The organism is Duganella rivi, assembly GCF_009857435.1.
GTDB lineage: Bacteria > Pseudomonadota > Gammaproteobacteria > Burkholderiales > Burkholderiaceae_D > Rugamonas > Rugamonas rivi.
This window is the reverse complement of the sequence record NZ_WWCK01000003.1, coordinates 133,906-156,098: the sequence shown is the minus strand read 5'-3', so window position 1 is coordinate 156,098 and position 22,193 is coordinate 133,906. Positions and strand designations below refer to the sequence as shown.

The 22,193-nt window shown below is 60.0% G+C and carries 24 protein-coding genes and 1 pseudogene; 13 read left to right on the top strand and 12 right to left on the bottom strand.

The window, feature by feature from the left end; translation table 11 throughout:
- Positions 1 to 6: 6 nt before the first annotated feature.
- Both GTP45_RS09410 and GTP45_RS09405 read left to right on the top strand, forming a co-directional pair.
- Positions 7 to 2,376: a GH36-type glycosyl hydrolase domain-containing protein gene (locus tag GTP45_RS09410; RefSeq protein ID WP_161013621.1), complete on the top strand. Its 2,370-nt coding sequence runs from the start codon at positions 7 to 9 to the stop codon at positions 2,374 to 2,376.
- A gap of 34 nt (positions 2,377 to 2,410) precedes the next feature.
- Complete coding sequence (locus GTP45_RS09405) at positions 2,411 to 4,657, top strand: beta-glucosidase family protein (RefSeq protein WP_161013620.1); 2,247 nt, start codon at positions 2,411 to 2,413, stop codon at positions 4,655 to 4,657.
- On the opposite strand, the gene GTP45_RS09400 is transcribed toward GTP45_RS09405, so the two are convergent.
- Positions 4,654 to 5,496 carry a substrate-binding periplasmic protein gene (locus GTP45_RS09400; RefSeq protein WP_161013619.1) on the bottom strand — a complete coding sequence of 281 codons (843 nt, stop codon included), beginning with the start codon at positions 5,494 to 5,496 and terminating at the stop codon, positions 4,654 to 4,656. The genes GTP45_RS09405 and GTP45_RS09400 overlap by 4 nt on opposite strands.
- A gap of 128 nt (positions 5,497 to 5,624) precedes the next feature.
- Here GTP45_RS09400 and GTP45_RS09395 point away from each other — a divergent pair, with 128 nt between their 5' ends.
- Positions 5,625 to 6,818: a DUF7379 domain-containing protein gene (locus GTP45_RS09395; protein ID WP_161013618.1), complete on the top strand. Its 1,194-nt coding sequence runs from the start codon at positions 5,625 to 5,627 to the stop codon at positions 6,816 to 6,818.
- Positions 6,819 to 6,820: 2 nt separating this feature from the next.
- Here the strand turns inward: GTP45_RS09395 and GTP45_RS09390 are convergent, their stop codons facing one another.
- Both GTP45_RS09390 and GTP45_RS09385 read right to left on the bottom strand, forming a co-directional pair.
- Complete coding sequence (locus GTP45_RS09390) at positions 6,821 to 7,111, bottom strand: RnfH family protein (RefSeq protein WP_161013617.1); 291 nt, start codon at positions 7,109 to 7,111, stop codon at positions 6,821 to 6,823.
- Entirely contained in the window at positions 7,101 to 7,535 is a 435-nt protein-coding gene (locus GTP45_RS09385) for a type II toxin-antitoxin system RatA family toxin (protein WP_161013616.1), read from the bottom strand. Before GTP45_RS09385 ends, GTP45_RS09390 begins: the two co-directional genes overlap by 11 nt.
- A 75-nt stretch (positions 7,536 to 7,610) precedes the next feature.
- On the opposite strand from GTP45_RS09385, the gene smpB reads away from it, so the two are divergent.
- The 3 genes from smpB (at position 7,611) to GTP45_RS09370 (ending at position 9,443) form a co-directional block, all read left to right on the top strand.
- Complete coding sequence (gene smpB / locus GTP45_RS09380; protein WP_161013615.1) at positions 7,611 to 8,060, top strand: SsrA-binding protein SmpB; 450 nt, start codon at positions 7,611 to 7,613, stop codon at positions 8,058 to 8,060.
- 135 nt (positions 8,061 to 8,195) lie between these two features.
- Entirely contained in the window at positions 8,196 to 8,888 is a 693-nt protein-coding gene (locus GTP45_RS09375; RefSeq protein WP_161013614.1) for a hypothetical protein, read from the top strand.
- Complete coding sequence (locus tag GTP45_RS09370; RefSeq protein WP_161013613.1) at positions 8,889 to 9,443, top strand: FlgO family outer membrane protein; 555 nt, start codon at positions 8,889 to 8,891, stop codon at positions 9,441 to 9,443.
- Here GTP45_RS09370 and GTP45_RS09365 read toward each other — a convergent pair.
- Positions 9,440 to 10,276: an NAD-dependent protein deacetylase gene (locus tag GTP45_RS09365; RefSeq protein ID WP_161013612.1), complete on the bottom strand. Its 837-nt coding sequence runs from the start codon at positions 10,274 to 10,276 to the stop codon at positions 9,440 to 9,442. The genes GTP45_RS09370 and GTP45_RS09365 overlap by 4 nt on opposite strands.
- 87 nt (positions 10,277 to 10,363) lie before the next feature.
- On the opposite strand from GTP45_RS09365, the gene GTP45_RS09360 reads away from it, so the two are divergent.
- The 5 genes from GTP45_RS09360 (at position 10,364) to GTP45_RS09340 (ending at position 14,281) form a co-directional block, all read left to right on the top strand.
- A complete protein-coding gene (locus tag GTP45_RS09360) occupies positions 10,364 to 10,918 on the top strand; it encodes an RNA polymerase sigma factor (RefSeq protein ID WP_161013611.1) in 555 nt (184 codons plus the stop codon).
- Positions 10,891 to 11,565, top strand: coding sequence for a zf-HC2 domain-containing protein (locus tag GTP45_RS09355; protein WP_371874429.1), 675 nt, complete (start codon positions 10,891 to 10,893; stop codon positions 11,563 to 11,565). The genes GTP45_RS09360 and GTP45_RS09355 overlap by 28 nt, the downstream gene beginning before the upstream one ends.
- On the top strand, positions 11,565 to 12,854 hold the full coding sequence (locus GTP45_RS09350) for a S8 family peptidase (RefSeq protein ID WP_161014165.1): 1,290 nt from the start codon (positions 11,565 to 11,567) through the stop codon (positions 12,852 to 12,854). Before GTP45_RS09355 ends, GTP45_RS09350 begins: the two co-directional genes overlap by 1 nt.
- Positions 12,851 to 13,549 carry a TorF family putative porin gene (locus tag GTP45_RS09345; protein ID WP_161013610.1) on the top strand — a complete coding sequence of 233 codons (699 nt, stop codon included), beginning with the start codon at positions 12,851 to 12,853 and terminating at the stop codon, positions 13,547 to 13,549. Before GTP45_RS09350 ends, GTP45_RS09345 begins: the two co-directional genes overlap by 4 nt.
- Positions 13,550 to 13,663: 114 nt before the next feature.
- Positions 13,664 to 14,281, top strand: coding sequence for a PEPxxWA-CTERM sorting domain-containing protein (locus GTP45_RS09340; RefSeq protein ID WP_161013609.1), 618 nt, complete (start codon positions 13,664 to 13,666; stop codon positions 14,279 to 14,281).
- Here GTP45_RS09340 and GTP45_RS09335 read toward each other — a convergent pair whose 3' ends face one another.
- Positions 14,282 to 14,692, bottom strand: a complete 411-nt coding sequence (locus GTP45_RS09335) for a DUF4259 domain-containing protein (protein ID WP_161013608.1) — start codon at positions 14,690 to 14,692, stop codon at positions 14,282 to 14,284.
- A 49-nt stretch (positions 14,693 to 14,741) separates the two neighbouring features.
- Here GTP45_RS09335 and GTP45_RS09330 point away from each other — a divergent pair, with 49 nt between their 5' ends.
- On the top strand, positions 14,742 to 15,824 hold the full coding sequence (locus GTP45_RS09330; RefSeq protein ID WP_161013607.1) for a GSCFA domain-containing protein: 1,083 nt from the start codon (positions 14,742 to 14,744) through the stop codon (positions 15,822 to 15,824).
- Positions 15,825 to 15,826: 2 nt separating this feature from the next.
- Entirely contained in the window at positions 15,827 to 17,419 is a 1,593-nt protein-coding gene (locus tag GTP45_RS09325) for an SGNH/GDSL hydrolase family protein (protein ID WP_161013606.1), read from the top strand.
- Positions 17,420 to 17,589: 170 nt separating this feature from the next.
- On the opposite strand, the gene GTP45_RS09320 is transcribed toward GTP45_RS09325, so the two are convergent.
- The 7 genes and pseudogenes from GTP45_RS09320 to GTP45_RS09290 form a co-directional block, all read right to left on the bottom strand.
- On the bottom strand, positions 17,590 to 18,573 hold the full coding sequence (locus tag GTP45_RS09320) for a hypothetical protein (protein ID WP_161013605.1): 984 nt from the start codon (positions 18,571 to 18,573) through the stop codon (positions 17,590 to 17,592).
- A gap of 80 nt (positions 18,574 to 18,653) precedes the next feature.
- A complete protein-coding gene (locus tag GTP45_RS09315) occupies positions 18,654 to 19,055 on the bottom strand; it encodes a DUF2750 domain-containing protein (protein WP_161013604.1) in 402 nt (133 codons plus the stop codon).
- A gap of 46 nt (positions 19,056 to 19,101) precedes the next feature.
- Positions 19,102 to 19,383, bottom strand: a complete 282-nt coding sequence (locus GTP45_RS09310) for a hypothetical protein (RefSeq protein WP_161013603.1) — start codon at positions 19,381 to 19,383, stop codon at positions 19,102 to 19,104.
- A 55-nt stretch (positions 19,384 to 19,438) separates the two neighbouring features.
- Entirely contained in the window at positions 19,439 to 19,876 is a 438-nt protein-coding gene (locus GTP45_RS09305) for an Imm44 family immunity protein (protein ID WP_161013602.1), read from the bottom strand.
- Positions 19,877 to 20,179: 303 nt separating this feature from the next.
- Positions 20,180 to 21,211 (bottom strand): annotated as a pseudogene (locus GTP45_RS09300) (IS110 family RNA-guided transposase).
- Between the two features lie 116 nt (positions 21,212 to 21,327).
- Complete coding sequence (locus GTP45_RS09295; protein ID WP_161013601.1) at positions 21,328 to 21,666, bottom strand: hypothetical protein; 339 nt, start codon at positions 21,664 to 21,666, stop codon at positions 21,328 to 21,330.
- A gap of 76 nt (positions 21,667 to 21,742) precedes the next feature.
- Positions 21,743 to 22,186 (bottom strand): hypothetical protein, encoded by a 444-nt coding sequence (locus GTP45_RS09290; protein ID WP_161013600.1) that lies wholly within the window; start codon positions 22,184 to 22,186, stop codon positions 21,743 to 21,745.
- Positions 22,187 to 22,193 lie beyond the last annotated feature (7 nt).

Here is a 22,193-nt window from a genome sequence, read left to right as displayed (position 1 = left end):
ATGTCTATGTTACGCCCCACCCACAACGGCGATCGCTACGAGCTGACCAGCCCTACGGCCATGCCACAAGCAGCAGGCTTCCTGTGGAATCAGAAAATGATGATCCAGATTACCTGCCGTGGCTACGCCACCGCGCAGTACATGCAGCCGGAACCGGCCAAGTACGCGCACGCGCCGAATCTGGAGGCGAAGACCTTCATGCAGCCGGAGCAGAACTACTACGCCCACCATCCGGGCCGCTTCTTCTACATCAAGGACGAAGAGACGGGCGAACTGTTCTCCGCGCCGTATGAGCCGGTGCGCACGCCGGTCGACAGCTACAACTTCTCGGTCGGTAAGAGCAATCTGGAATGGACCATCGAACACCTGGGCGTACGCGTTGAACTGACTCTCGGCCTGCCGGTGGCGGACGTGGTGGAACTGTGGTCGCTGCGCGTAACGAATATCTCGGGCCGCGCGCGCAAGCTCAGTGTCTATCCTTACTTCCCGATCGGTTACATGTCGTGGATGAACCAGTCCGGCGAATACCGCGCGGACCTGGGCGGCGTGGTCGCCAGCAGCGTCACGCCGTATCAAAAAGTGGCCGACTACTTCAAGCAAAAAGACTTCAAGGACAAGACCTACTTCCTGTGCGAGCAAGCGCCGGATGCGTGGGAGGTGCGCCAGTCCGCGTTTGAAGGCGAAGGCACCTTGAACCGCCCTGCCGCCATCGACGCCGAACAACTAAGCGGCAGCGACGCGCGCTACGAAACGCCAACAGCCGTGGTGCAATACCGCGTCGCGCTGGCCGATGGCGAAGCGCGCGACTACCGCTTCATCTTCGGCCCAGCGTTTGACGATGCCGAGATCAAGGCAGTCCGCGACAAGTACCTGAGCGCGGAAGCCTTCAAGGCCACCGCCGCCGACTACGCCGCCTACATCGCCGGCGGCCCGGGATGCCTGCGCATCGAAACGCCGGATGCGGATCTCGACAACTTCGTCAACAACTGGCTGCCGCGCCAGGTGTTCTACCACGGCGACGTCAATCGCCTGAGCACCGATCCGCAAACGCGCAACTACCTGCAAGACAACATGGGCATGAGCTTCATCAAGCCTAGCGTGATGCGCAAGGCCTTCCTGCACGCGCTGTCGCAGCAGGAAGCCAGCGGCGCCATGCCGGACGGGATTCTGCTGGCCGAAGGCGCGGAGCTCAAATACATCAACCAGGTGCCGCACACCGACCATTGCGTGTGGCTGCCGGTGGCGCTCAAGGTCTACCTCGATGAAACCGGCGACTACGACATCCTCAACGAAGACGTGGTCGGCGCCGACAGCGGCGTCGCTCTCACCGTCTCCGAGCGCGTGAGCAGCGCCATGGACTGGCTGCTGCAAGCGCGCGACAAGCGTGGCCTCAGCTACATCGCGCAGGGCGACTGGTGCGACCCTATGAACATGGTCGGCTACAAGGGCCGCGGCGTCTCCGGCTGGCTGACCGTGGCCACGGCTTACGCCCTGAACCTGTGGGCCGAGATTTGCGAAACCACCGGCGCCAGCTCCTCGCTGGCCGAAAGCGCCAAACATTTCCGCGCCGGTGCGCGCAACGTCAACCGCGCCGCCAACGAACACCTGTGGGACGGCGACTGGTTCGCACGCGGCATCACCGATGACGACGTGGTATTCGGCACCAGCAAGGACAAGGAAGGCCGCATCTGGCTTAATCCGCAAGCGTGGGCCATCCTCGGCGGCGCGGCCAACGCTGGCCAGCGCGCCTCGATGCTGGCGCAAGTCGACGAGCAGCTGTGCACTCCGTACGGCGTGCAGATGTTCGCACCGCCGTTCAGCGCCATGCGCGACGACGTCGGCCGCGTCACGCAGAAGCATCCCGGTTCGGCGGAGAATGGCGCGGTCTACAACCACGCCGCCGTGTTCTACATCTACAGCCTGTACACCATCGGCGAAGGCGACCGCGCCTACAAGTTGCTGCGCCAGATGCTGCCCGGCCCGAGCGAGGCCGATTACCTGCAACGTGGCCAACTGCCGGTGTTCATCCCGAACTACTATCGCGGCGCTTACAAAGAGTATCCGCGCACGGCCGGCCGTTCCAGCCAGTTGTTCAACACCGGCACCGTGTCGTGGGCTTACCAGTGCTTCGTTGAAGGCCTCTGCGGCCTGAAAGGCAGCAGCGATGGCCTGACCATCAATCCGCAATTGCCTGCGCACTGGGACGGCATGAAGGTGGTGCGCCAGTTCCGCCACGCGACCTTCAACGTGTCTATACAACGCGCGGATGTGAGCGAAATTCAGGTCTGGCAGGACGGTAATCGTTTGACTGAAAACGTTATCAAAGGTATCGTTGCAGGCGGAGCATACGCGCTGGAGGTCTTAATCCCGCGCTGACTATCAACTAAAACTACAAGGACAAAGTAATCGTATGAAGAAGCGTCTCTGGCTGTCTCTGGCACTCGTTTATCCACTCATGTTGAACGGCGCCGCGCACGCCGCAGACGCTGACAAACCTTGGTTGAATCCGGCCCTTTCGCCGGACGCGCGCGCCGACCAACTGGTCAAGGCGATGACGCTGGATGAAAAAATCCAGACCGTGTTCGCCTACTTCTCGACCGAATTCTCGCCGAAAAAATACGAGCAGCCGAAAGAAGGCCGTCCTGATTCGGCCGGCTACGTGCCAGGCATTCCGCGCCTTGGCTTGCCGCCGCAATGGCAGTCGGACGCCGGTGTCGGCGTAGCGACGCAGGCCGTGTCCAAGAAACCGTACGAGCGCACTTCCCTGCCGTCCGGCCTTGCCACCACTGCGACCTGGAATCCCAAGCTGGCCTTCGCCGGCGGCGCCATGATCGGCAGCGAAGCCCGCTCCACCGGCTTCAACATCCTGCTGGCCGGCGGCGTGAACCTGATGCGCGAACCGCGCAACGGCCGTAACTTCGAATACGGCGGCGAAGATCCGCTGCTGGCCGGTATCATGGTCGGCGAACAGATTCGCGGCATTCAATCGAACCACATCATTTCGACCGTGAAGCACTACGCCTTCAACGATCAGGAGACCAACCGCAATCACGTCAACGTCAAGATCGACGACAAGGCCGGCCGCATGTCCGACCTGCTGGCGCTGCAATTTGCGATTGAGCGTGGCCAGCCGGGTTCCGTCATGTGCGCCTACAACCGCGTCAACGGCGACTACGCCTGCGAAAGCGATTACCTGCTGAACGAAGTGCTGAAGCAGGACTGGAAATACCCGGGCTACGTGATGTCCGACTGGGGCGCGACGCACTCCACCATTCCGGCAGCGCTGCGCGGCCTCGATCAGCAATCGGGCTACCCGTTCGACAAATCGGACTACTTCAACGCGCCGCTGAAAGAAGCGGTGGTCAATCGCCACGTGCCGGAAGCGCGCTTGAACGATATGGTCAAGCGCATCACCCGCACCATGTTTGCCAACGGCGTGGTTGAACATCCAGTCGCAGCGCCAACGTCGGCCGATGCCGGCATCGATTTCACCGCGCACGGCAAGATCTCGCAAGCCGACGCCGAAGAAGCCATGGTTCTGCTGAAGAATCACGACAACCTGCTGCCGCTGGCCGCTGGTGTGCGCAGCATCGCCATCATCGGCGGTCACGCCGACGTGGGCGTGCTGTCGGGCGGCGGCTCGGCGCAGGTGTATCCAAAAGGCGGTTCGGCAGTGCCGAATGAAGGCCCGACGCACTTCCCTGGCCCTATCGTGTATCACCGCTCGTCGCCGATGGGCGAACTGGCCAAGCTGACCAAGGCCAAGCTGGCCTACACCGACGGCAAGGACATCGCAGCCGCCGCCAAGCTGGCAGCCAGCAGCGACGTGGTCATCGTGTTCGGCACCCAGTGGATGGCCGAGAGCTTCGACTCGGACGACCTGAATCTGCCGGGCAAGCAGGATGAACTGATCGCAGCTGTCGCCAAGGCCAATCCGAAAACCGTGGTGGTGCTGCAGACCGGCGGCCCGGTCGTCATGCCTTGGCTGAACAGCGTCGGCGCCGTGGTCGAAGCGTGGTACACCGGCACCAACGGCGGCGCGGCGATTGCACGCGTGCTGTCCGGTGAAGTGAATCCGTCCGGCCGCCTGCCTGCCACCTTCCCTGCTTCGCTGGCGCAGCTGCCGCGTCCAAAACTCGATGGCGACGCCAAGACCAAGGATGAGAACATCATCGAGAAGGTCACCACCGATTACAACATCGAAGGCGCGGCCATCGGCTACAAATGGTTTGACCTGAAAGGCCACAAGCCGCTGTTCCCATTCGGTTACGGCCTGTCGTACACCAGCTTCGCGTATGAAGGCTTGAGCGCCAAGGCGGAAGGCAGCGGCATCGCCGTCACCTTCAGCATCAAGAACACCGGCAAGCGCGATGGCAAGGCGGTTGGCCAGGTCTACGTGTCGTCGGTAGCTGGCGGCTGGGAAGCGCCTAAGCGCCTGGGCGGCTGGGACAAGCTGGAGTTGAAGGCCGGCGCCAGCGGCAAAGCCACCGTGCAGATCGACCCGCGCCTGCTGGGCGTGTACGACAGCGCCAGCAAAACGTGGAAAATCGCTGCCGGCGAATACCTCGTGACCTTGGCTGATTCGGCCGGCGCCAAACCAGCCGCCAGCGTCAAGGTCAAGCTGGATGCGCGTACCGTGGACGTCAACGGCCGTTAATTTTCCGGCGCCGACAAGGCCGTGAGCAGCGGCCCCTGGCCTTGTCGGATCATGCGTTTGAGGGTCGCGTCATCAAAGTACGGCGTGTAGATGGTGCGGATGGTTTGATCCGTTAGCATCGCTTTCAGCGTCGCCGCGTAGCGGTCGCGTACCGCCGTCGAGATGGTTTTCTTCGACAGGTACAGTCCCGTGAACCGCGGATTTGCTTCCGGCAGAGTAATCACCACCGCGCTGGCTTGCACCCGGCTCCCCTTCAAATACTTGCTGTAGATCGGCGGCGTGGCGATGGTGCCGTCGGCGCGCCCCATGTCGAGCTTGGCAAACACGGTTTCGAAATCATTCACCAACTCCAGGCGGCCGGCTGCGGTCAGCTTGGCCAACTGGGTCTCGATGGCCGGGTCATAGGCGAGGCCGCGCGTGACGTTGAGCCGCCCGTTGCCATGCTCGACGAAATCGGCCAGGCTGGTGTAGTTGCGCCCCGGCGGCACGCTCAAGACCAAATCATATTGCAGGTAGGCGTACGGCAAATAGCGCGCATAAGCGTCGCGCTCGGGCAGGCGCAGCGAGCCCATGGTCATATCGATGTTGCCGGCCGCCAGTTCGATGAACAGGCGCTGGCGCGGATACCAGTGGAATTCAAATTTGCAGCCGGTGCGGCGCGCCATCTCATTGGCGATATCAACCGAAATGCCGGCGATGCGCCCCTGATCGCGGTAGGAAGTGTAGCCGAGGTCACTCAAGCCGACGCGGGTGACTGGCGGGCAGACAGTTCCGGCCTCGGCAGCGGACAAGCTGCAATACAGCACGGTAATCACGAGCAACCGGTTGCGTCTCATCATGAACTCTTAGCGGGTGGTATCAATGAGTGTATCTTAGGTTGGTCGCTTGCGGCGAGGAAGCCCCATTGCTGCAAAGCCTGTTTGCAACAGTGCAAAGGCAGGTGTTGTGGCAAGCGTACACTGGGGTCATGAGACTCACTCCCACCAAGCAAGCCGAGCTACAGCGCGCCCTACAGGACGCGGCGGATGATCACGCCCTGCTGTCGGCGCCGCCGGGTCTGCAACCGTTGGCTGGCACGCCGCCACTGCCGGCCGCCCACATCATCGATAACGAACTGCATATCGTGCGGCACAAGGATAGCGGCTGCGTGCAGTTTGTGTTTCCCTCTGCAACGCCGAGCTTGCTGCCGCGGGGCTGGGATTGGATCGTACAGGCCACCTTGCGCACCAAAGAACACATGACGCAAACGATGATTGAGCATATTGAGGGCCATAACAAGCCGGAGCAACTGCTGGCACTGCGGCACGGCTACGGCGTTGCGGCCACCTCGGCCGATTTGGCGGCAGCGCGCGGACGCAAGGTGCTGTTGCTGGTGCACGGCGTGCTTAGCTCGACAGAAGGCGCCTACGGCGCGCTGGACTTGCAGCCGCTGCTGGATCGCTACCACGGCCGCGTGTTCGCCTACGATCATTGGACTATCGCCAAAACGCCGCAGCGCAACGCGCTCGACCTGCTGTTGCTGCTGCCGCCGGATGCTGGCTGGGAGATTGATATTCTGTGCCATAGCCGCGGCGGGCTGGTAGTGCGCTCGCTGCTGAGTGAAGCCTTGGCCGACGTCGCGCGGGCGCGTAGTGGGCGCATCAGCAAGGTAGGGAAAGTGATGTTTGTGGCGGCAGCCAACCAAGGTTCGCCGCTGGCCTCGCCGGATGAAGTGCAGCAATTCCTAACTGCCGCAGCCCTGCTGGCCTCGTTCAGTGGCGGCATGGCGCTAGACCTGGTGATCGGCCTGTGCCGGGTGGTGGTCTCGCTCGGCTTCCAACGTCCAAGCGTACAAGCCCTAGCCAGCGGCTCGTCTTTCATCGACAAACTAAACCAAGGCAACACGCTGCTGACCAGCGCCAACAGCTACTACGCCCGTGCCAACTTCTCCTACGGCGACTCGCTCCTGGCCCGCAGCGGTGCGTTGCTCACCAGTCTGCTACTCGACGCCGCCAACGACCTAGTCGTCCCCTTCAACAACGTACTGCTACCGCAAGCTGCACCGGAGGCCGCCCACATCCTCAACTTCGGCAGCGCTGACCAAAAACAAACCGAAGTCTGGCACACCGAATTCTTCCAACATCCCGCGACGCGCGACTTCCTGCTAGCCAACCTCGGTTAACGTTATTCTGGCGCAGGGGTTTTGCGGCGGCGGCGGGCGTGCTTGGGGTCGGCGATCAGGGGGCGGTAGAGCTCGATGCGGTCGTGCTCGCGCAGGATGGTGTCGCGTGGCTTTTTCTTGGCATAGATGCCCGTTTCAAGCAGGCTCAAGTCAGTCTCAGGCACGGCTTGCTGCACGCCGCTGAGAGCAATCGCTTGCTCGATAGTGGTGCCGAGCGGCACTTGCAAGGCGCGCAGGAATTGCACCGCCTCGCTGGCGTAACACACTTGAATATTGATGGTCTCAGCCGCCATACACCGTTTCCGCCCGTTTGCAGAAAGAATCCACCATGCTGTTGGCGATGATGCCAAACACCGGCCCCACCAGCTTGGCCAACAAGGCGCTGGAAAACTCGTAGTGCAGATCCAGATCGATCTTGCAGGCGTCCGCGCGCAGCTCTTTAAACGTCCAAGTCCCATCAAGACACTTGAAAGGCCCGTCCACCAGCTTCATCTTGATGGTAACCGGCGCCGTGTTTTCATTGGCCGTGGTAAAGCTCTGCTTCACGCCGTGATAGTTGATGCCGACACTGGCAACCACCGTATCGCCGTTGCGTTCCTTGATCTCGACACCACCGCACCATGGCAAAAACTTGGGATAGTCCTCGATCGCCGCCACCAGATCGAACATTTGACGGGCGCTGTAACCGAGTAAAACTGATTTGTGTACTACTGCCATTGTCTAACCATTTGCTATGATGTTGAATTATTCGCGCTTCGCAGCGCGCAGCAGTAGTTTAACCGATACCAACTCATGACCATAGCCGATAACAAAAAAGCCTTTTTTGACTACTTCATCGAAGACCGCTTCGAGGCCGGCATCGTGCTGGAAGGCTGGGAAGTCAAGGCCATCCGCGACAACAAGGTGCAAATCAAGGAAGCCTACGTCACCATCAAGGGCGACGAGCTGTTCCTGTTCGGCGCGCACATCAGCGCCCTGCCGACCGCCTCCACCCACATCAGCCCGGAAGCCGTGCGCACCCGCAAGCTGCTGCTGCACCGTGAACAGATCGACAAGCTGATCGGCAAAGTCGTGCGCGCCGGCTATACCCTAGTGCCGCTCAACCTGCACTTCAAGGGTGGCCGCGTGAAATGTGAAATCGGCCTCGCCAAGGGCAAGAAAATGCATGACAAACGTGCCACAGAGAAAGATCGCGACGGCAAGCGCGAAGTCGCAGCCGCCATGAAAACCCACCGCCGCTAAAACTGTTGCGCACTCTGTACAAAACCCGGTCTCGTACCGGGTTTTTTATTGATTGCAGAATTTCTAATTAGAAACATCCATGCTAAACTAAGTGGAGAAAGATTTTACATTCGTATTTTTGACGATGAGGCAATAATGGCGCTGAAAACTGCAATGGCTGTGGCAGCCGGAATACTGCTGGCAGGATGCGCGGCGCGCTACACGCCGACCCCGCTGGCCGCCAACTTCCCCACCACCAAGCAAGCCAAGCTGCAAGCGGCTTACCACTGGGGCGTCATTTCCGAGAATATCGAGAAGAACGTCGCGATCGAGCTGAAGAAAAATCCGCCGCGCCCGGTCTACATTAACGAACCAAAAGACCCGACCCCGTTCCAGCGCGCACTGGCGACGCAGCTGACCACCTCGCTGGTGAACGACGGCTACGTGGTCTCGCGCAGCCCGGCCGGCTCGCTCAAGGTGGATCTGGACGTGCAGGCTGTCACCTTCACCGCCAACCGTCCGCAATACCGCTACCACGGCGAGCGCGCCATCCTCGGCGCCGGCGTCTGGTTGTTGAGCGAAATCGAAGCCCCGGCCCTGCTCAACGTGGCGGCCGGCGCCGGTGCGTGGGACGCCTACGACTGGTTCAACGCCCAATTCGCACCGGGCGCAACGCCGAAGACCGAGATCATCGTCACCGTCTCGGTATCCGACCAGTACCGCTACGTGGCGCGCAACACCTCGGCCTACTACGTGGCCGACACCGACCGCGTACTGTACGGCATCGTCGATCCCAAGCCTGAAGAACCTAAACTGACCCGCACTTTCCAAGTGCGCGGAGACATGTAAATGCTGAAGACTGTATTGCGTACCGCCCTGCTGGCCGCGCCGCTGCTGCTGGCCGGCTGCTCCTCGACGCCGAAGAGTGAAGAGCTCGGCAATTATTCGACCATCGCCTCCAACCAGTTCATCAACGCCAACTACAAGGCAGCCGATGCGCTGTTGCAGCAATTGAGCGGCAAACTGCTGGCCGACAAGCCGCTGATCGTCGCCACCGTGGTCAATATCGACGCGCTGGAGCAGACCACCACGCTGGGCCGCCTGGTGTCGGAGCAAATCTCGACCCGCATGGCGCAAGGCGGCCTGAGCATGCTGGAAATGAAACTGCGCAACAGCGTCTACCTGAAGCGCAATCAAGGCGAGCTCATGCTGACCCGCGAGATCGGCGAAGTGGCCAACAGCCACAACGCGCAGGCCATCGTGGTCGGCTCGTATGCCGAGACCAGCGACATGGTGTTCATCAACGTCAAGGTGATCCAGCCGAACACCAACTTCGTGCTGGCCGGTCATGACTATGTGCTGGCGAAAGAAGCCATCATCCGCTCGATGCTGCAACGTAACTAGATTAGCAGCGGCAGCACATCCACTGCCGACGCCTCCACCTTCAAGCCGATCAAGTCATCCGCCCGGGTTTTCCCAATGTTGATGGCCGCGATCGGCTTGTTTGCTTGTGCGGCCAGTTTGGCGAAGCGATAGCCTGAAAACACCATCAGCGAGGAGCCGACCACCAGCACGGCGTCCGCCTCGTCGGCCCATTGCAGGGCTTCGGCGGTGCGCTGCGGCGGAATGTTATCGCCGAAGAAAATCACATCCGGCTGCAAGGTGCCGCCGCACGCCGCGCAGTACGGCAGCTGGAAATCCTGGAACTCGTCCAGTTCGACCTCGGCATCGCCGTCAGGGCGCGCTTCCGGCACCACCTCGCCGGCCGGGCCGGTCGGCACCAGAGACGGATTGGCTTCGGCCAGCCAGTGCTGGATCTCGGCGCGCGGGTGCACCGTGCGGCAGTCGAGACAGACCACGCCGTGGATATTCCCATGCAGTTCAATCAGCTTGCGGCTGCCGGCGCGCGTGTGCAGGCCATCCACATTTTGCGTGATGATGGCGTGGATGCGGCCTGCCGACTCAAGTTCCGCCAGCGCGTGGTGGCCAGCGTTGGGCGAAGCGCCGGCCAAGGTCGGATAGCCGGCCATGCTGCGCGCCCAGTAGCGGCGGCGCACCGCCTCGGATTTACGGAAATCCGGGCCCTGGATCGGATTGCGGCCACGCCGCACGCCGTCTTTATCGCGGTAATCGGGGATGCCGGAGGCGGTGCTGAGGCCGGCCCCGGTGAGCACCAGCACGCGCTGATGGCGGTGCAGGAAGGTGCTCAGTTGGTCAATTTGATGGTTCAAGTTCATTCCAGCATGGTAGCCTAAAAAAAGTTTCGCGGTTGGTTGAACCCTTTGCAGTCGGCAAGGCATAAACCGTGAAAATGGAGGAAGTGGATGACCCCGGATACAGAGGATGCCAAGCTGTTGGGCAGCATAGCTGCCGGGGATAGGCGCGCCTTCGAGGCGCTGTACCGGGCGTATTTTCCACGCCTGTCGCGCTTTGTCGGCCGTATGGCGCGCAATGCGACGCTAATTGAGGAAGTGGTCAATGACACCATGTTGGTGGTCTGGCAAAAGGCCGCCAGCTTTGATGGCAGCTGCAAACCGTCCACATGGATTTTTGCGATTGCGTATCGCAAGACCTTGAAAGGTCTCAAGCTGAGCGACGAGCCGGTGGAGTCGGACGCCTCGCTGTACGAGGACGAGCCGGCGCACCAGCCGGAGCACGTCTTCAGCCGCCAGCAACTGCAGCAGACCGTGGCCGATGCGCTCGACGCGCTGCCGCCGGCACAGCGGGCGGTGATGGTGCTGACGTATTATCACGAGATGGCCTATAGCGAGATCGCCGAGATCATCGAGTGCCCACTGAACACGGTGAAAACCCGCATGTTTCATGCGCGGCACAGATTAAAGGATTTGTTGTGGAACGAAAGAGAGAGCAGCCGATGAACGGTCGCGTGTTCAGAATGGATGTGCCGGCGCACCAGGCGGTGCAGGAATTGCTGCCGTGGTACGCGTCGTCGCAGTTGGCGGCAGACGAGGCGCGGCGCGTGCGCCAGCACTTGCAGGAATGCGCCCAGTGTCGCCACGAGCTGGAGTGGGAACACGGCATGCGCGCCGAAGCCGCCGCTACGGGCGATACGCTACCGGACGGCGTGGACATGGAACGCGCGCTAGCGAAGCTCATGCCAGCGCTGGGGCCGCAGGAGCGTACCGCCGCGCCGCTGCCGTGGTGGCGTATGGCGGCGGCCAATCAGCCTGGCTGGCTGCGCTGGGCGGTGGCCGCGCAGTGCGTGCTGATCATCGGGCTGGCAGCGCTGTTGCTGCGTCCACAGCCAGCCGCCGAGTACCACGTACTGGGCGCTGGCTCGGCCAGCGGCGCCAATCTCGTGGTCGTGTTCCAGCCGAACACCAGCGAGCGCGAGCTGCGCAGCCTACTGCAAGCCCAGAACGCCCGCGTCATTGACGGCCCGACCGTCACCGACGCCTACCTGCTTAGTGTGCCAACCGAACGCCGCGCCCAAGCGCTGCAAGCACTGCGCGGCGCATCGGCCGTCAAGCTGGCCGAACCTCTTGACGGCGGTGCCACACCGTGATGCTGCTGCGTATGCTGATCGCCTGCCTGCTGTGGTGGGCCATACAAGCCCAAGCCGCCGCACCAGCGCCGGAAGACGCCGACGCGCATCAACTGCTAGTGATGCTGCGCCTACCCGCGCCGCACTACCGGCCGGACGCCAGCTACGGCGGCCGCTACCTCGATGACGCCGGCCGCAGCGCGCGCCGCAATCGCGCAGAAGCGCTCGCGCGCCAGCACGGCCTGACCTTGGTCGACGACTGGGCCATGCCCATGCTCGGCGTGGATTGCTACGTGATGCGCTATCCAGCCAATGACAGCGCCGAGCGTTTGATCGCGCTGCTGGAAAGCGATCCGCAAGTGGAATGGGCGCAGCCGGTGGCACGTTTCGCCGGCATGCAGCAGGCCGACGCCCTTTATCCAGTGCAACCAGCCGCGCGCTTCTGGCACGTGGCCGAGCTGCACCGCTACACCACCGGGCGCGACATCAAGGTAGCCGTAATCGATAGCGGCATTGACACCAACCACCCGGACCTGCAGGGCCAAGTGGCGTTGAACCAGAATTTTGTTGATGCCGGGCCGACGCCGCCGGAAAACCACGGCACCGCAGTGGCAGGCATCATCGCCGCGCGCGCGGGACATGGCGGCATCGTCGGCGTGGCGCCGCAGGCCAAGGTGATGGGCTTGCGGGCGTGCTGGCAACAGCCGGACGCGAACACCCGATGTAATAGCTTCACGCTCGGCAAGGCGCTCAACTTCGCGATCCAGAATGGCGCGCAGATCATCAACCTCAGCCTGTCCGGCCCGCCCGACAGGCTGTTGGATCGTCTGCTGGACGTGGCGCTGGAGCGCAGCATCAGCATCGTCGGCGCCATCGACGCGCAGGCCAGCGGCCCCAGCTTCCCGGCCAACCACCGCGGCGTCCTCGCCGTCGCCACGCTCACGCAAATCAACGCGCCCACGCGGCCGCAAGTTAGCGCGGCCACAGCACCGACCGCCGAGCGGACTCCGGGCGGCGCGGTGCAGACGGACGCGCCGCTGCTGGCACCGGGCAGCGATGTGCCGACCACCGCGCCGGGTGGTCGCTGGTCGTTTGTCAGCGGCAGCTCGTACGCGGCGGCGCATGTGAGCGGCATGCTGGCCCTGCTCGACCAATTGCAGCCGGGCGCATCCCCTGCCCGCTTGCGCAGCCTGCTCCAATCCGGCGCCGCGCCAACCACCGCCACCATCGACGCCTGCAGCGCCGTTGCGCGGCTGGTGCAACAACTCAGTTGTCCGCGCGCCTTGAGCCAGCGCGGCGGCGCGCCGTGACCATCGCCTTGCGCGCCGTCCTGCTCCTGCCAGTACTGCTGGCAACGCTCCCCGCCGCCGCCCAATGGGACGTCAGTGGCAGCGTCTCCGTGCAATCCGAATACCGCTATCGTGGCCAGACGCCGGGCGACAGCGCCGTCTCGCCGCAGCTCACGCTGAACGCCGACCACGCCAGCGGCTGGTACGCCGGCGGTTACGCCGCCGCCATGCGCATCGGCGCCAGCGAGGGCTACAAGCTGCAAGCCTACGCCGGCTACGCGCAACGGATGTCATCCGGCCTCAGCTGGGAAACAGGCTGCAACCGCATCACCTACACCCAATCCCACAACAACGACTTCCACGAATGCTACGCCGGCCTGAACGGTGAGCGCATCAGCGGCCGCCTGTCCTACGCCCCGCGCTACTTCGGCTGGGCCGTCCGCGTGCTGTACGCCGAAGCCAACCTGTTCTACCCGCTCACCGAGCGCATCAACCTCACCGCTCACGGCGGCCTGCTTTACAACCTCGACCAAGGCACCTGGCCCGGCATCCCGGCGCGCTCGCGCTACGACGTCAAACTTGGCGTCGCCATCCCGTTCGGCAACTGGACCGTGCAAGCGGCGCGCGAATACAGCCCCGACGACGGCATCCGCTACTACGGCTATCCAGTTCGCCCTGCGAAGGCATGGAGCGCCGGCCTTAGTTACGCTTTTTAGACAAAACTGAAAAAAGTGACAAATGTCCCTAGGTTGGCAGTATGTTGTTGAGATAAAATTTACATGTCTTTTGAGAAATTTAAATTACCAACAAACAACATCTGGAGAACGACCATGCAAGCCAAGCACACCCGCAAAGCCCTCGCCCTCGCGGCCCTGCTGGCCGGCGGCGCCGCCCACGCGACCCCGGTTACCGAACTGCTGATCAATGGCAGCTTCGAGCAAAACATCCAGGCCAACGGCACCTGGAACGTCTACAACAATCTGGCTGGCTGGACTGGCGGCGCGTATGGCATCGAACTGCGCAACAACGTGGCCGGCGTGGCGGCGGACGGCGTGAACTTCGTGGAACTGGACACCACCAACAACAGCTCACTGAGCCAATCGGTCAGCACCGTGCTGAACAAGTCGTACACCCTGACCTTCCAGTTCCAGGATCGGCCGGGCGTGACGACCGCGTCGCAGGGGCTGGAAATCAGCTGGGGCGGCCAAGTGGTGGGCACCGTCAACAACTCGCTGAACGGCGGCTGGCAGACCGTCAGCTACAGCCTGTTGGGCAATGGCGGTATGGAAGCGCTGAGCTTCAAAGCGATTGGCACCAACGACAGCCTCGGCACCTCGCTGGACAACATCTCGCTGACCACCGCCGTGCCGGAACCAGAAACCTACGCCATGATGCTGGCCGGCCTGGGCCTGGTAGGCTTCGCCGCCCGCCGCCGCAAGCAGAAGTAATTAAGTGAGCCGGGTGCGCAAGCCTTCAACGGCTGCGCACCAATCGGTGTAGTGCTCGCTGTCTTCCCACAGTTGACGTAATTCGCTCTCGGGCGACAGGATGCGCTCGATGGCTTGCGCGGCTTTCGCCGCCAGGTCCGCGCGCGGCTTGGCTTTCGGCTTGCGCGCGTCCACCCATTCGTCCACCGCAGCGCTATCCTCGGTGCGCGGGCCGCCCTTGCCTTGCAAGCGCGCCAGCACCTCGATCGCCACCAGCGCCTCCGCTGCAAATGGCGCTTCCAATTCCGCGCCGCTGTCCAATACCGTGTTGAGCGTGTCCTCAACCGCGTCCAAATTGCTTGTCTCGTGCAAGTCTTCCGCCCAGTCCTGTGCGTAGTCATTGCCGAAGGCGTCTACCGCCCAAGTAGCCATAGGCTGTTTCCCCTGTTATATTGCTCTCTCCGAATTTTATCAGACGCCCATGGCCTTACATCCGTCATCCCCGTATCTGAAAGTGCCAACTGGCGCGCGTTGGAAAGACGCCGTGGCCGACCGGCCGGCCGCCGAGATCGACCCGCATCTCTCCCCGCGCCTGCGCATCACGCCGACCCAGCAAGTGGCGTCGGCCGGCAGCTGCTTCGCCCAGCGCATCGCCGAGGCCTTGCAGGACAGCGGCTACGGCTACATGGTCGCGGAAAGCGGCCCGGCATTCATCGATGCCGCCGACCGCAAGGCGCTCGGCTACGGCGTCTACAGCGCCCGCTACGGCAACATCTACACCACGCTGCAACTGCTGCAATTGTTCGACCGCGCCTACGGCCGCTTCGAACCGAGCGAGCCACTGTGGCGCAATGCCGAAGGCGGCTATGTCGACCCATTCCGCCCATCGGTGCAGCCGGGCGGCTTCGCCACCGAGAGCGAATGCCTGTGGGACCGGCGCGAACACCTGGCCGCCGTGCGCGCCATGTTCGAACAGCTAGACGTATTCGTGTTCACGCTCGGCCTGACCGAGGCGTGGCTCAGCGCCGACGACGGCGCGGTATTCCCGGTCAGTCCCGGCTCAGGCCTGGGGGGCGAATTCGATCCGGCGCGCCACCGCTACCACAACTTCAGCGTGGCCGAAGTCACCGAGCACCTGTCGCAGTTCATCACGCGATTGGCCGAGGTCAACCCGCGCGCGCAAGTCATCCTCACCGTCTCGCCGGTGCCGTTAATGGCCACCTTTGAAGATCGCCACGTGCTGCAAGCCACCACCTACTCCAAGGCGGTGCTGCGCGTGGCCGTGGAAGAAGTGCTGCGCCGTCATGACAACGCGCACTACTTTGCCTCGTACGAAATCGTCACCGCCACCGGCGACAGCAACTACTTCGCGCCCGACCGCCGCAGCGTGCTGCCGGCCGCCGTGGCGCACGTCATCGCCTGCTTCCGCCGCCAGTATATGGGCGACGAAGCCATCGCCAGCGCACCCACCGCACCAACCACCACCGCCCTGCCCAACCAGCCCTTGTGCGACGAGCAACTGGTGATGGACGCGCTGGCCCGTCACGCTGCACAAGGACAGTAACAATGCCGCTTACCATGCTTGGCACGCCAAGCCCGATCTATTTGATAGGCGAAAGCCACACGCTTATTTTCCGCAACCTGCTGTTCCGGGCAGGCGCCAACGACCAGTTGTTCCAGTGCCGGATTCGCTTCCTGCCGCACGTGATGGCGCAGAACTTCTTCCAGCAGGCCAGCAACGCCTTCCACCCGGATTTGCTGGAAGCGTTTCGCGGCGAGGAACTGCTGCGCGCGAATCTGGCGCCATCGCACTTGTCGCTGGACGGCGCCACCATCAGCGGTGCCTGGATGGAGAAGCGTGCGGTGGTCGCGCCGGCGCTGGTGCTGTGCATAGGTGATCTCGATCTGCACCACTTGTACGGCCAATTCGCAGGCTACGATTTCGAATTGCCGGACGACGTGCATTACGGCGTTGACCGCTCGCTGCGGCCGGTGGCATACGCCACGCTCCTCGCGCAAGTGGAGAAGCTGCTGGCGCCATTCATCGCCGGCTTGCGCATGCTGCGCGCGGCGGGCTTCACCCGCATGCTGGTGCACTGCGTGCCGCCGCGCACCTCCGACGATGTGGCCACCAAGCGCTGGACCAAGGTACATAAATCGGTACGCGCCAAGCTGACCGTGATGGCCAACCAAGTGCTGGCGCGCGAATGCGCCGCTAACGGCATTCCGTTCATCGACATTTGGCCGGAGACCAGCAAGGACGGCTACCTGTTGCCGGAGTTCGACTTGGACGGCATGCACTTGACGGCCGCCGCCGCACACATCTCGCTGGATAAAATCGTCACCAGCCTGCACGAAAATACCTGGGACGCGCAAAACAATACGCGCTACCTGCACGCGGCCAATCAGGCCAAGCGCCCGGCGCAAGCCGACAACGACGTGCCGCCGCAGACCGCCAATGGAGCCGAGGCAGATCGGGCTATCGCTGCCGCAGTGGCTCATCCAGCCAGCGGCATCTGCATCGGCCAACTCACGGCGCCGGTGCAGGCACTGCAAGCGCCGCGTGAGCATTATCGCGCCACTGCGCAACTGTCGCCGCGCATGGATTGGAGCGCGACACCGCAAGGCAGCCGAGGCGCGCTGCACAGCGCACAGCCAAGCGCCGAGCAACTGGAACTAGCAGCACAACTGCTAAGCCAGGGCATAGGCCAAGCCGTGCTGCACGGCGCAGTTGATTACGCGATGACGGTATCGAGCTTCCGTCCAAGCTTTATCGCGGCCGGCAACGGCCCACTGCTGCTGGCGCGCGCCACGCAAGCTGACGGCGTGCGCAAAGCCGTGCTGCGCCTCGGCGGCGAAGGCACCATCGGCTTCGCTTCCGCCGATGGCAATGTGCTGCACGTAATGAGCGCCGCACCGGGTGCATTGGCCGTGTACGATCCAGCCGTCGCAGTCTGCTTGCTGGATCCGCGCGCCGGTGATATCAGCTTGGTCGAAATCGCCCTAACACCGCGGGGTGCCGGCCAGCCATTCCGCGTGGTCTGGAGCGACCTGAATGAATGGCCACTTGATCCGTTCCAGTACAGCGTCACCGGCATGATCGCCCATCCGCCATTCGATGGCGAGCAGGTAACCATCCGCGCGCTGACGATGGTGTAGGCTGTGCTAGCTCATACTTGAACTAACGCACGACGTCAGAAGTCCGACTTACGACCGGCAGTTCCCGCCCCGTTGCCGACATTCAGACACTAGGCAAACAGTTGTTTCCTAAGCGCTTTGCATATGAGCTCTGGTTCAAGAAAGAACAACCGAAAACTAGTAAGTTACGGCTAATCTCGTTTAGTTTTTAAATTGAGAATTAACATATCACAGGTAGAGTAAAAATAATTTGACTGGTGAGGCTTCATTATTCCGACATACGAGTTCTTTGGCTTCGAGTTCTTTTCAAAATCGAATTTGAACTGCAATGAATGATAAAACTGTTCGTCCAAGTATAACTGCATGGGAGGATGCACGCCCGACTTTATGGATTTTTTTGACGCACTTTCAATTGCCAACAGTTCGGCAAACGGAACGCCTAAGCTATTCAAGCAAATATGATTCTGAGTTTTTGATATATGAAGCAATGACTCTCCATAGTATTCATTACTTCCCTGTGTTAGGACGGCGTAAATATTCAGACCTAGAACTTCTTGGTAAATTGAATCAATTTCCTTTATAACATATAAAAGTTCTTCTGGACTATATGTGCACTTTATCCCCTTGCCAGAATAGCCAACATCCCAGTTGCTTTTCAGAATTAAACTATCTGCAAAAGAGATAAAAGATATGTTGGCGTGTCTCTCAGCCAGTTCATCAATTCGATCTCTCAGCTCAATCAACTTCTCTTTACTTAGCGCATTATCTCGAATCGCATTCTTAACGCCTATTGCATCAACCAATGCAAATACAGAATATTCCCGTAAGAAAAGATGTTCTAGCCATTCATGGTTAACGAAAATGTACGGCTTAATATCGTATTGCCAGCAGCCCACACATATCTTGACCATATCCTTTGGCAGAGTAATCGAAACTTCATGGAATCGTGTGTAGGTATTGGGATACCAAGAAAGTTCCAAGGATGTACTATTAATTTTTCTTACCGCAACTGGGCTAACGTAGCCCACTTCGTAAGGATTGCAATCTTCTTTTCGGAGCATCGTTTCCAGGGCTTCGTCAAATTCCCTCATGTAGATTTCGCTCATGAGAAAGCAGTCTCTATCAAGAGGAATTTCCTCAAAAGAATACTTGTCAATATCCCCATGCTTAAACATTGGACGCACTCCTGAAAATATCAATTAAATTAATTTTTCACTAAAGGAAGAGTGGTAGGCCGCTTTTGGCCGTAGACAGCCTACTCATATTTTGCTAATTCTTCCTCCAAGATGAGCTTCAATTCGTCAGGAGAAATCCAAACACCATTCATCGAAGGTGTAGGAAAGGCTGCAATCGAAACTCCCTGTTCCGACATATCCGGCAGCCAATCATCGACAAATTCATGAACCTCAATCTCCGCTGGAGAACATCCAGCCCAAGAACCCGTTGCGCAATCCCGTGCATAATCAGGATGCGGCCAAATAGGAAAGCCAGGGGCACCTGAATCGTCGCCCAGACTAACCCAGCCAGATTCGTCTCGAAGTCCCCAGAGCACTTCTCGATCTGCGGCTTGCGATATCAAATGCTTGAAGCGTTTTGGCCCGTCTGCTGATATAAGTGCTGCATACTTTTCTGGTGAAAGATGAACGTCTTTTTGCATGTGCTACATCCCTTTGTATGTCCGCAAATGGCCGTTAGCAGTTGCGTCACGCCGGTCCTTTGAGGCTCTGTAATTGAGCTTGCGGAAATGGAAATTTGGGCTCCAGGCCCTGACTCTGCATAGCAACTACAAGCGCCCTATATTTTTCTAGCAAAGCCCCTCTTGCACCCCAGTCTTCCGATTCATCATCGAGACCCGGTTCGAGAAAAGTAGCGCCAGTCGCCTCGTCACCGATCATAATCTTCGTGTATTCCCAGTCATACCTGAACACAACTTCAAACGCACCTACAAATTCTGCCAGCGCATTTGAGATATTAACTTCACTCATCCATGCTCTCCAGTATTCGCTTTTGACTCAGCGGCCGCTCTTGGCCGGTCTCGGTCTAACGCACTTCAGCAAATGCGCCGATGCATTTCTGCATGGCAGTTCTCAAGCGGCTATAGTCGAGGCCCTTGGGAATGCGCAGCGGCCGCTCAGGCAACTTGTCGACAATCAATTGACTTAGGTAGTTCACCATATTTTCAGGTTCCACACGTAGTAGCGCCTTATCTTCCACAGAAACGTGCAGGGTCAGGCAGCGTTGCTCCTCGCCTGTCATCGGGTGCTTGTACTTACTCAATCTTGACGGCTTAGGTAGCTTACTTATCTCACCAGCTTCATCGATGTAATAGCAAATAACTACAATCATAAGGCTGTCCAAGCCGCCACCGAATTCTCCATCGGCCATCGCAGCATTCAGCCAGTCTTCAATCTTGCACAACGGGGCCATAACAAGCTTGGCCTCATCCTCATACGTTATTGACGTTACTCGAAATCGCATTAAAAGTCTTTATTGAAATTACTGATGAACGTCTGTATATGGACTCCTCCTCGTTTGCAAACATTCCGTCTTTGACTTTCAGGTACGACTGCTCACGTATATTCGGTCTCTAACTGCATTGCCCGCTCTCGGGCAAGGACCATAATGGGCTATTCGCGCGCTGGCTCCCTATTGCTACTCCGGACTCAGTGGCCACAGACGTTGTCGGGTTCTGCCAGCGCCGGTTCGACCTGTTGGCCATCATCGGCATGTTTCGCAATCGTGGTTGGATACTCCTTTTTACGTACTGGTTGCTCTTACCGCTTAAATCGTCACCAGCCCAGGCTGGTAGTCGGTGCCTTTGGTTATCATCGCCCAGGCGATACGCGCCGTCTTGTTGGCGAGCGCGACCGCCGCTATGTTGTGGTGCCTCGTCTCGGCGATGTGCGTCACCCAGCGACTCATCCGATCATTCTTGCTGGCCGCCGTTCGTCACACCGACCGGGCACCGTGGATCAACAGCGTGCGTAGTTGCGCATCGCCTCGCTTTGTGATCCCCAGCAGTCGCTCCTTCCCACCCGAGCTATTCTGCCGGGGTGTCAGGCCCAGCGATGCCGCCATCTGTCTGCCACTGCTGAACTGCTTGGCGTCGCCCACGTTTGCCACAATCGCCGTGGCGATGATCGGTCCCACTCCGCGTAACTGCTGCAACCGGGTAGCGACCGGATCGGTCGATGCCGCGATTTCGATCTCCTGATCCAGTTCCTTGACCCGCAGTTCCAGATTCAGTAGATCAAGCCACAGGCCACGCAGCATACGCCGGAAACGTTGCGTCAATCCATTCTCCAGATCCTCCAGCCACAGCGGAATGGCGGCGCGCAGTTGGATCATTTCTCTCGGTGCCACCAGACCATATTCGCTGCACAGCCCACGGATCTGGTTACCCTTCGCGGAGCGCTGACTGACCAGCTCCGCCCTGATCCGGTGGATCGCCTGCAGGTCTTGCTGCTCGACCGATTTGACCGCGACGAAGCGCATGCTCGGGCGGCTCATCGCCTCGCAAATCGCTTCCGCATCGTTCGCGTCGTTCTTGTTACTCTTCACGTACGGCTTGACGAACTGCGGCGCGATTAGCTTCACCGTGAAGCCGCGTTTCTGCAATTGCCGGGCCCAATGATGCGCGCCGCCGCAAGCTTCCATAGCAATCTCGCAGCCGGGTTCAATCTTCTCCAGCAATGCCGCTAGCCATTCCGCCCGTCCCAACTTCTTGCGCCATACAACCTTTTCGCAACGATCAACCCCATGCACTTGAAAGACATTCTTGGCGAGATCTACGCCGACGCGGATAATGTTCACGGTGGACTCCTTCTCTCAACTGGTTGTGTCGAAACTCCAGTTTAGGCGCTCAGACGCCGGCAGGTGAGGAGGAGTCCATCCCATTGCTTCTGGCCGATTGGAGGAGAGGCTAGATTTCATGCGAACCTTTGTCGATAGGCTCGCACATGCATTGGAAACAGCGCTTCATAAAGCGCAGCTTCAACACCAATCAAATTTACCTGTATTTCCGGTTCGTCTACCATCGCAGTATAGTCAAGCACACTAACGCCTATGGCAGGAATCGCATCGCCCGCTTCGGTCGCGACTGACAGCTGCAACATGCTTTGGTCACTGTGGTTCCGCTGACAAACTTCTCTTATACGAGCATACCCATCTGAAGGAAGAAACACGCCGAATGCCACGCCCATAGGAGCATCGCCATTTTCCAGTGCTGTATGCCCGACTAAATCCGAACCAGCGTAAATGCTATACATTCGTTCTCTTTCTATCTGGCGTCAGCAATGCGGTAACGACCGCTTATGGCCGGTAAGTGCCAGCCATCCGTAAGCGTTAGTGTAGCGTCCAAGAATGCGTTGTAGGCGAATACGTCATGAATGGTGTGGTCTCGCTATTTTCCGGCGTAATGTCCGCAGGCAGCTCTAATTCTACTGACAGCTGTTCCACGAAGTCGAGAACAGCATCATGCTCAATAGGCCCGAGAATTTCTCGCGGTGATATATCCAGCTCGAGTTGCCAGTCAACGAAGAAATGACAATTGACGCTTACTTGGCCGAGTATCACCGACAGCAGATGACTGCCCTCTCGATTAGCGAAAACAGCTTGGCTTCCAGGGAACTGGGCGTGAGCCCCATCAAAGCTGTATGAAAGCTCATACTTGCTGACCAGTGAATCGAACCGTTCCCAATGCTTTGACCCCATCTGTTGGATATAGACGTCCCGGAGAGAGCCGTCGTCAGCCCATAAATAAGGAGATGCATCGAATACAGGTCTCATTGGTTTA

Coding starts and splice junctions, on each gene's coding strand:
- GTP45_RS09350 (WP_161014165.1), top strand. CDS start 11,565: ATGCTGCTGCGTATGCTGATCGCCTGCCTGCTGTGGTGGGCCATACAA.
- GTP45_RS09370 (WP_161013613.1), top strand. CDS start 8,889: ATGCTGAAGACTGTATTGCGTACCGCCCTGCTGGCCGCGCCGCTGCTG.
- GTP45_RS09405 (WP_161013620.1), top strand. CDS start 2,411: ATGAAGAAGCGTCTCTGGCTGTCTCTGGCACTCGTTTATCCACTCATG.
- GTP45_RS09305 (WP_161013602.1), bottom strand. CDS start 19,876: ATGCGATTTCGAGTAACGTCAATAACGTATGAGGATGAGGCCAAGCTT.
- smpB (WP_161013615.1), top strand. CDS start 7,611: ATGACCATAGCCGATAACAAAAAAGCCTTTTTTGACTACTTCATCGAA.
- GTP45_RS09390 (WP_161013617.1), bottom strand. CDS start 7,111: ATGGCGGCTGAGACCATCAATATTCAAGTGTGTTACGCCAGCGAGGCG.
- GTP45_RS09320 (WP_161013605.1), bottom strand. CDS start 18,573: ATGTTTAAGCATGGGGATATTGACAAGTATTCTTTTGAGGAAATTCCT.
- GTP45_RS09385 (WP_161013616.1), bottom strand. CDS start 7,535: ATGGCAGTAGTACACAAATCAGTTTTACTCGGTTACAGCGCCCGTCAA.
- GTP45_RS09365 (WP_161013612.1), bottom strand. CDS start 10,276: ATGAACTTGAACCATCAAATTGACCAACTGAGCACCTTCCTGCACCGC.
- GTP45_RS09410 (WP_161013621.1), top strand. CDS start 7: ATGTTACGCCCCACCCACAACGGCGATCGCTACGAGCTGACCAGCCCT.
- GTP45_RS09375 (WP_161013614.1), top strand. CDS start 8,196: ATGGCGCTGAAAACTGCAATGGCTGTGGCAGCCGGAATACTGCTGGCA.
- GTP45_RS09325 (WP_161013606.1), top strand. CDS start 15,827: ATGCCGCTTACCATGCTTGGCACGCCAAGCCCGATCTATTTGATAGGC.
- GTP45_RS09395 (WP_161013618.1), top strand. CDS start 5,625: ATGAGACTCACTCCCACCAAGCAAGCCGAGCTACAGCGCGCCCTACAG.
- GTP45_RS09290 (WP_161013600.1), bottom strand. CDS start 22,186: ATGAGACCTGTATTCGATGCATCTCCTTATTTATGGGCTGACGACGGC.
- GTP45_RS09340 (WP_161013609.1), top strand. CDS start 13,664: ATGCAAGCCAAGCACACCCGCAAAGCCCTCGCCCTCGCGGCCCTGCTG.
- GTP45_RS09335 (WP_161013608.1), bottom strand. CDS start 14,692: ATGGCTACTTGGGCGGTAGACGCCTTCGGCAATGACTACGCACAGGAC.
- GTP45_RS09295 (WP_161013601.1), bottom strand. CDS start 21,666: ATGTATAGCATTTACGCTGGTTCGGATTTAGTCGGGCATACAGCACTG.
- GTP45_RS09330 (WP_161013607.1), top strand. CDS start 14,742: ATGGCCTTACATCCGTCATCCCCGTATCTGAAAGTGCCAACTGGCGCG.
- GTP45_RS09315 (WP_161013604.1), bottom strand. CDS start 19,055: ATGCAAAAAGACGTTCATCTTTCACCAGAAAAGTATGCAGCACTTATA.
- GTP45_RS09360 (WP_161013611.1), top strand. CDS start 10,364: ATGACCCCGGATACAGAGGATGCCAAGCTGTTGGGCAGCATAGCTGCC.
- GTP45_RS09400 (WP_161013619.1), bottom strand. CDS start 5,496: ATGATGAGACGCAACCGGTTGCTCGTGATTACCGTGCTGTATTGCAGC.
- GTP45_RS09310 (WP_161013603.1), bottom strand. CDS start 19,383: ATGAGTGAAGTTAATATCTCAAATGCGCTGGCAGAATTTGTAGGTGCG.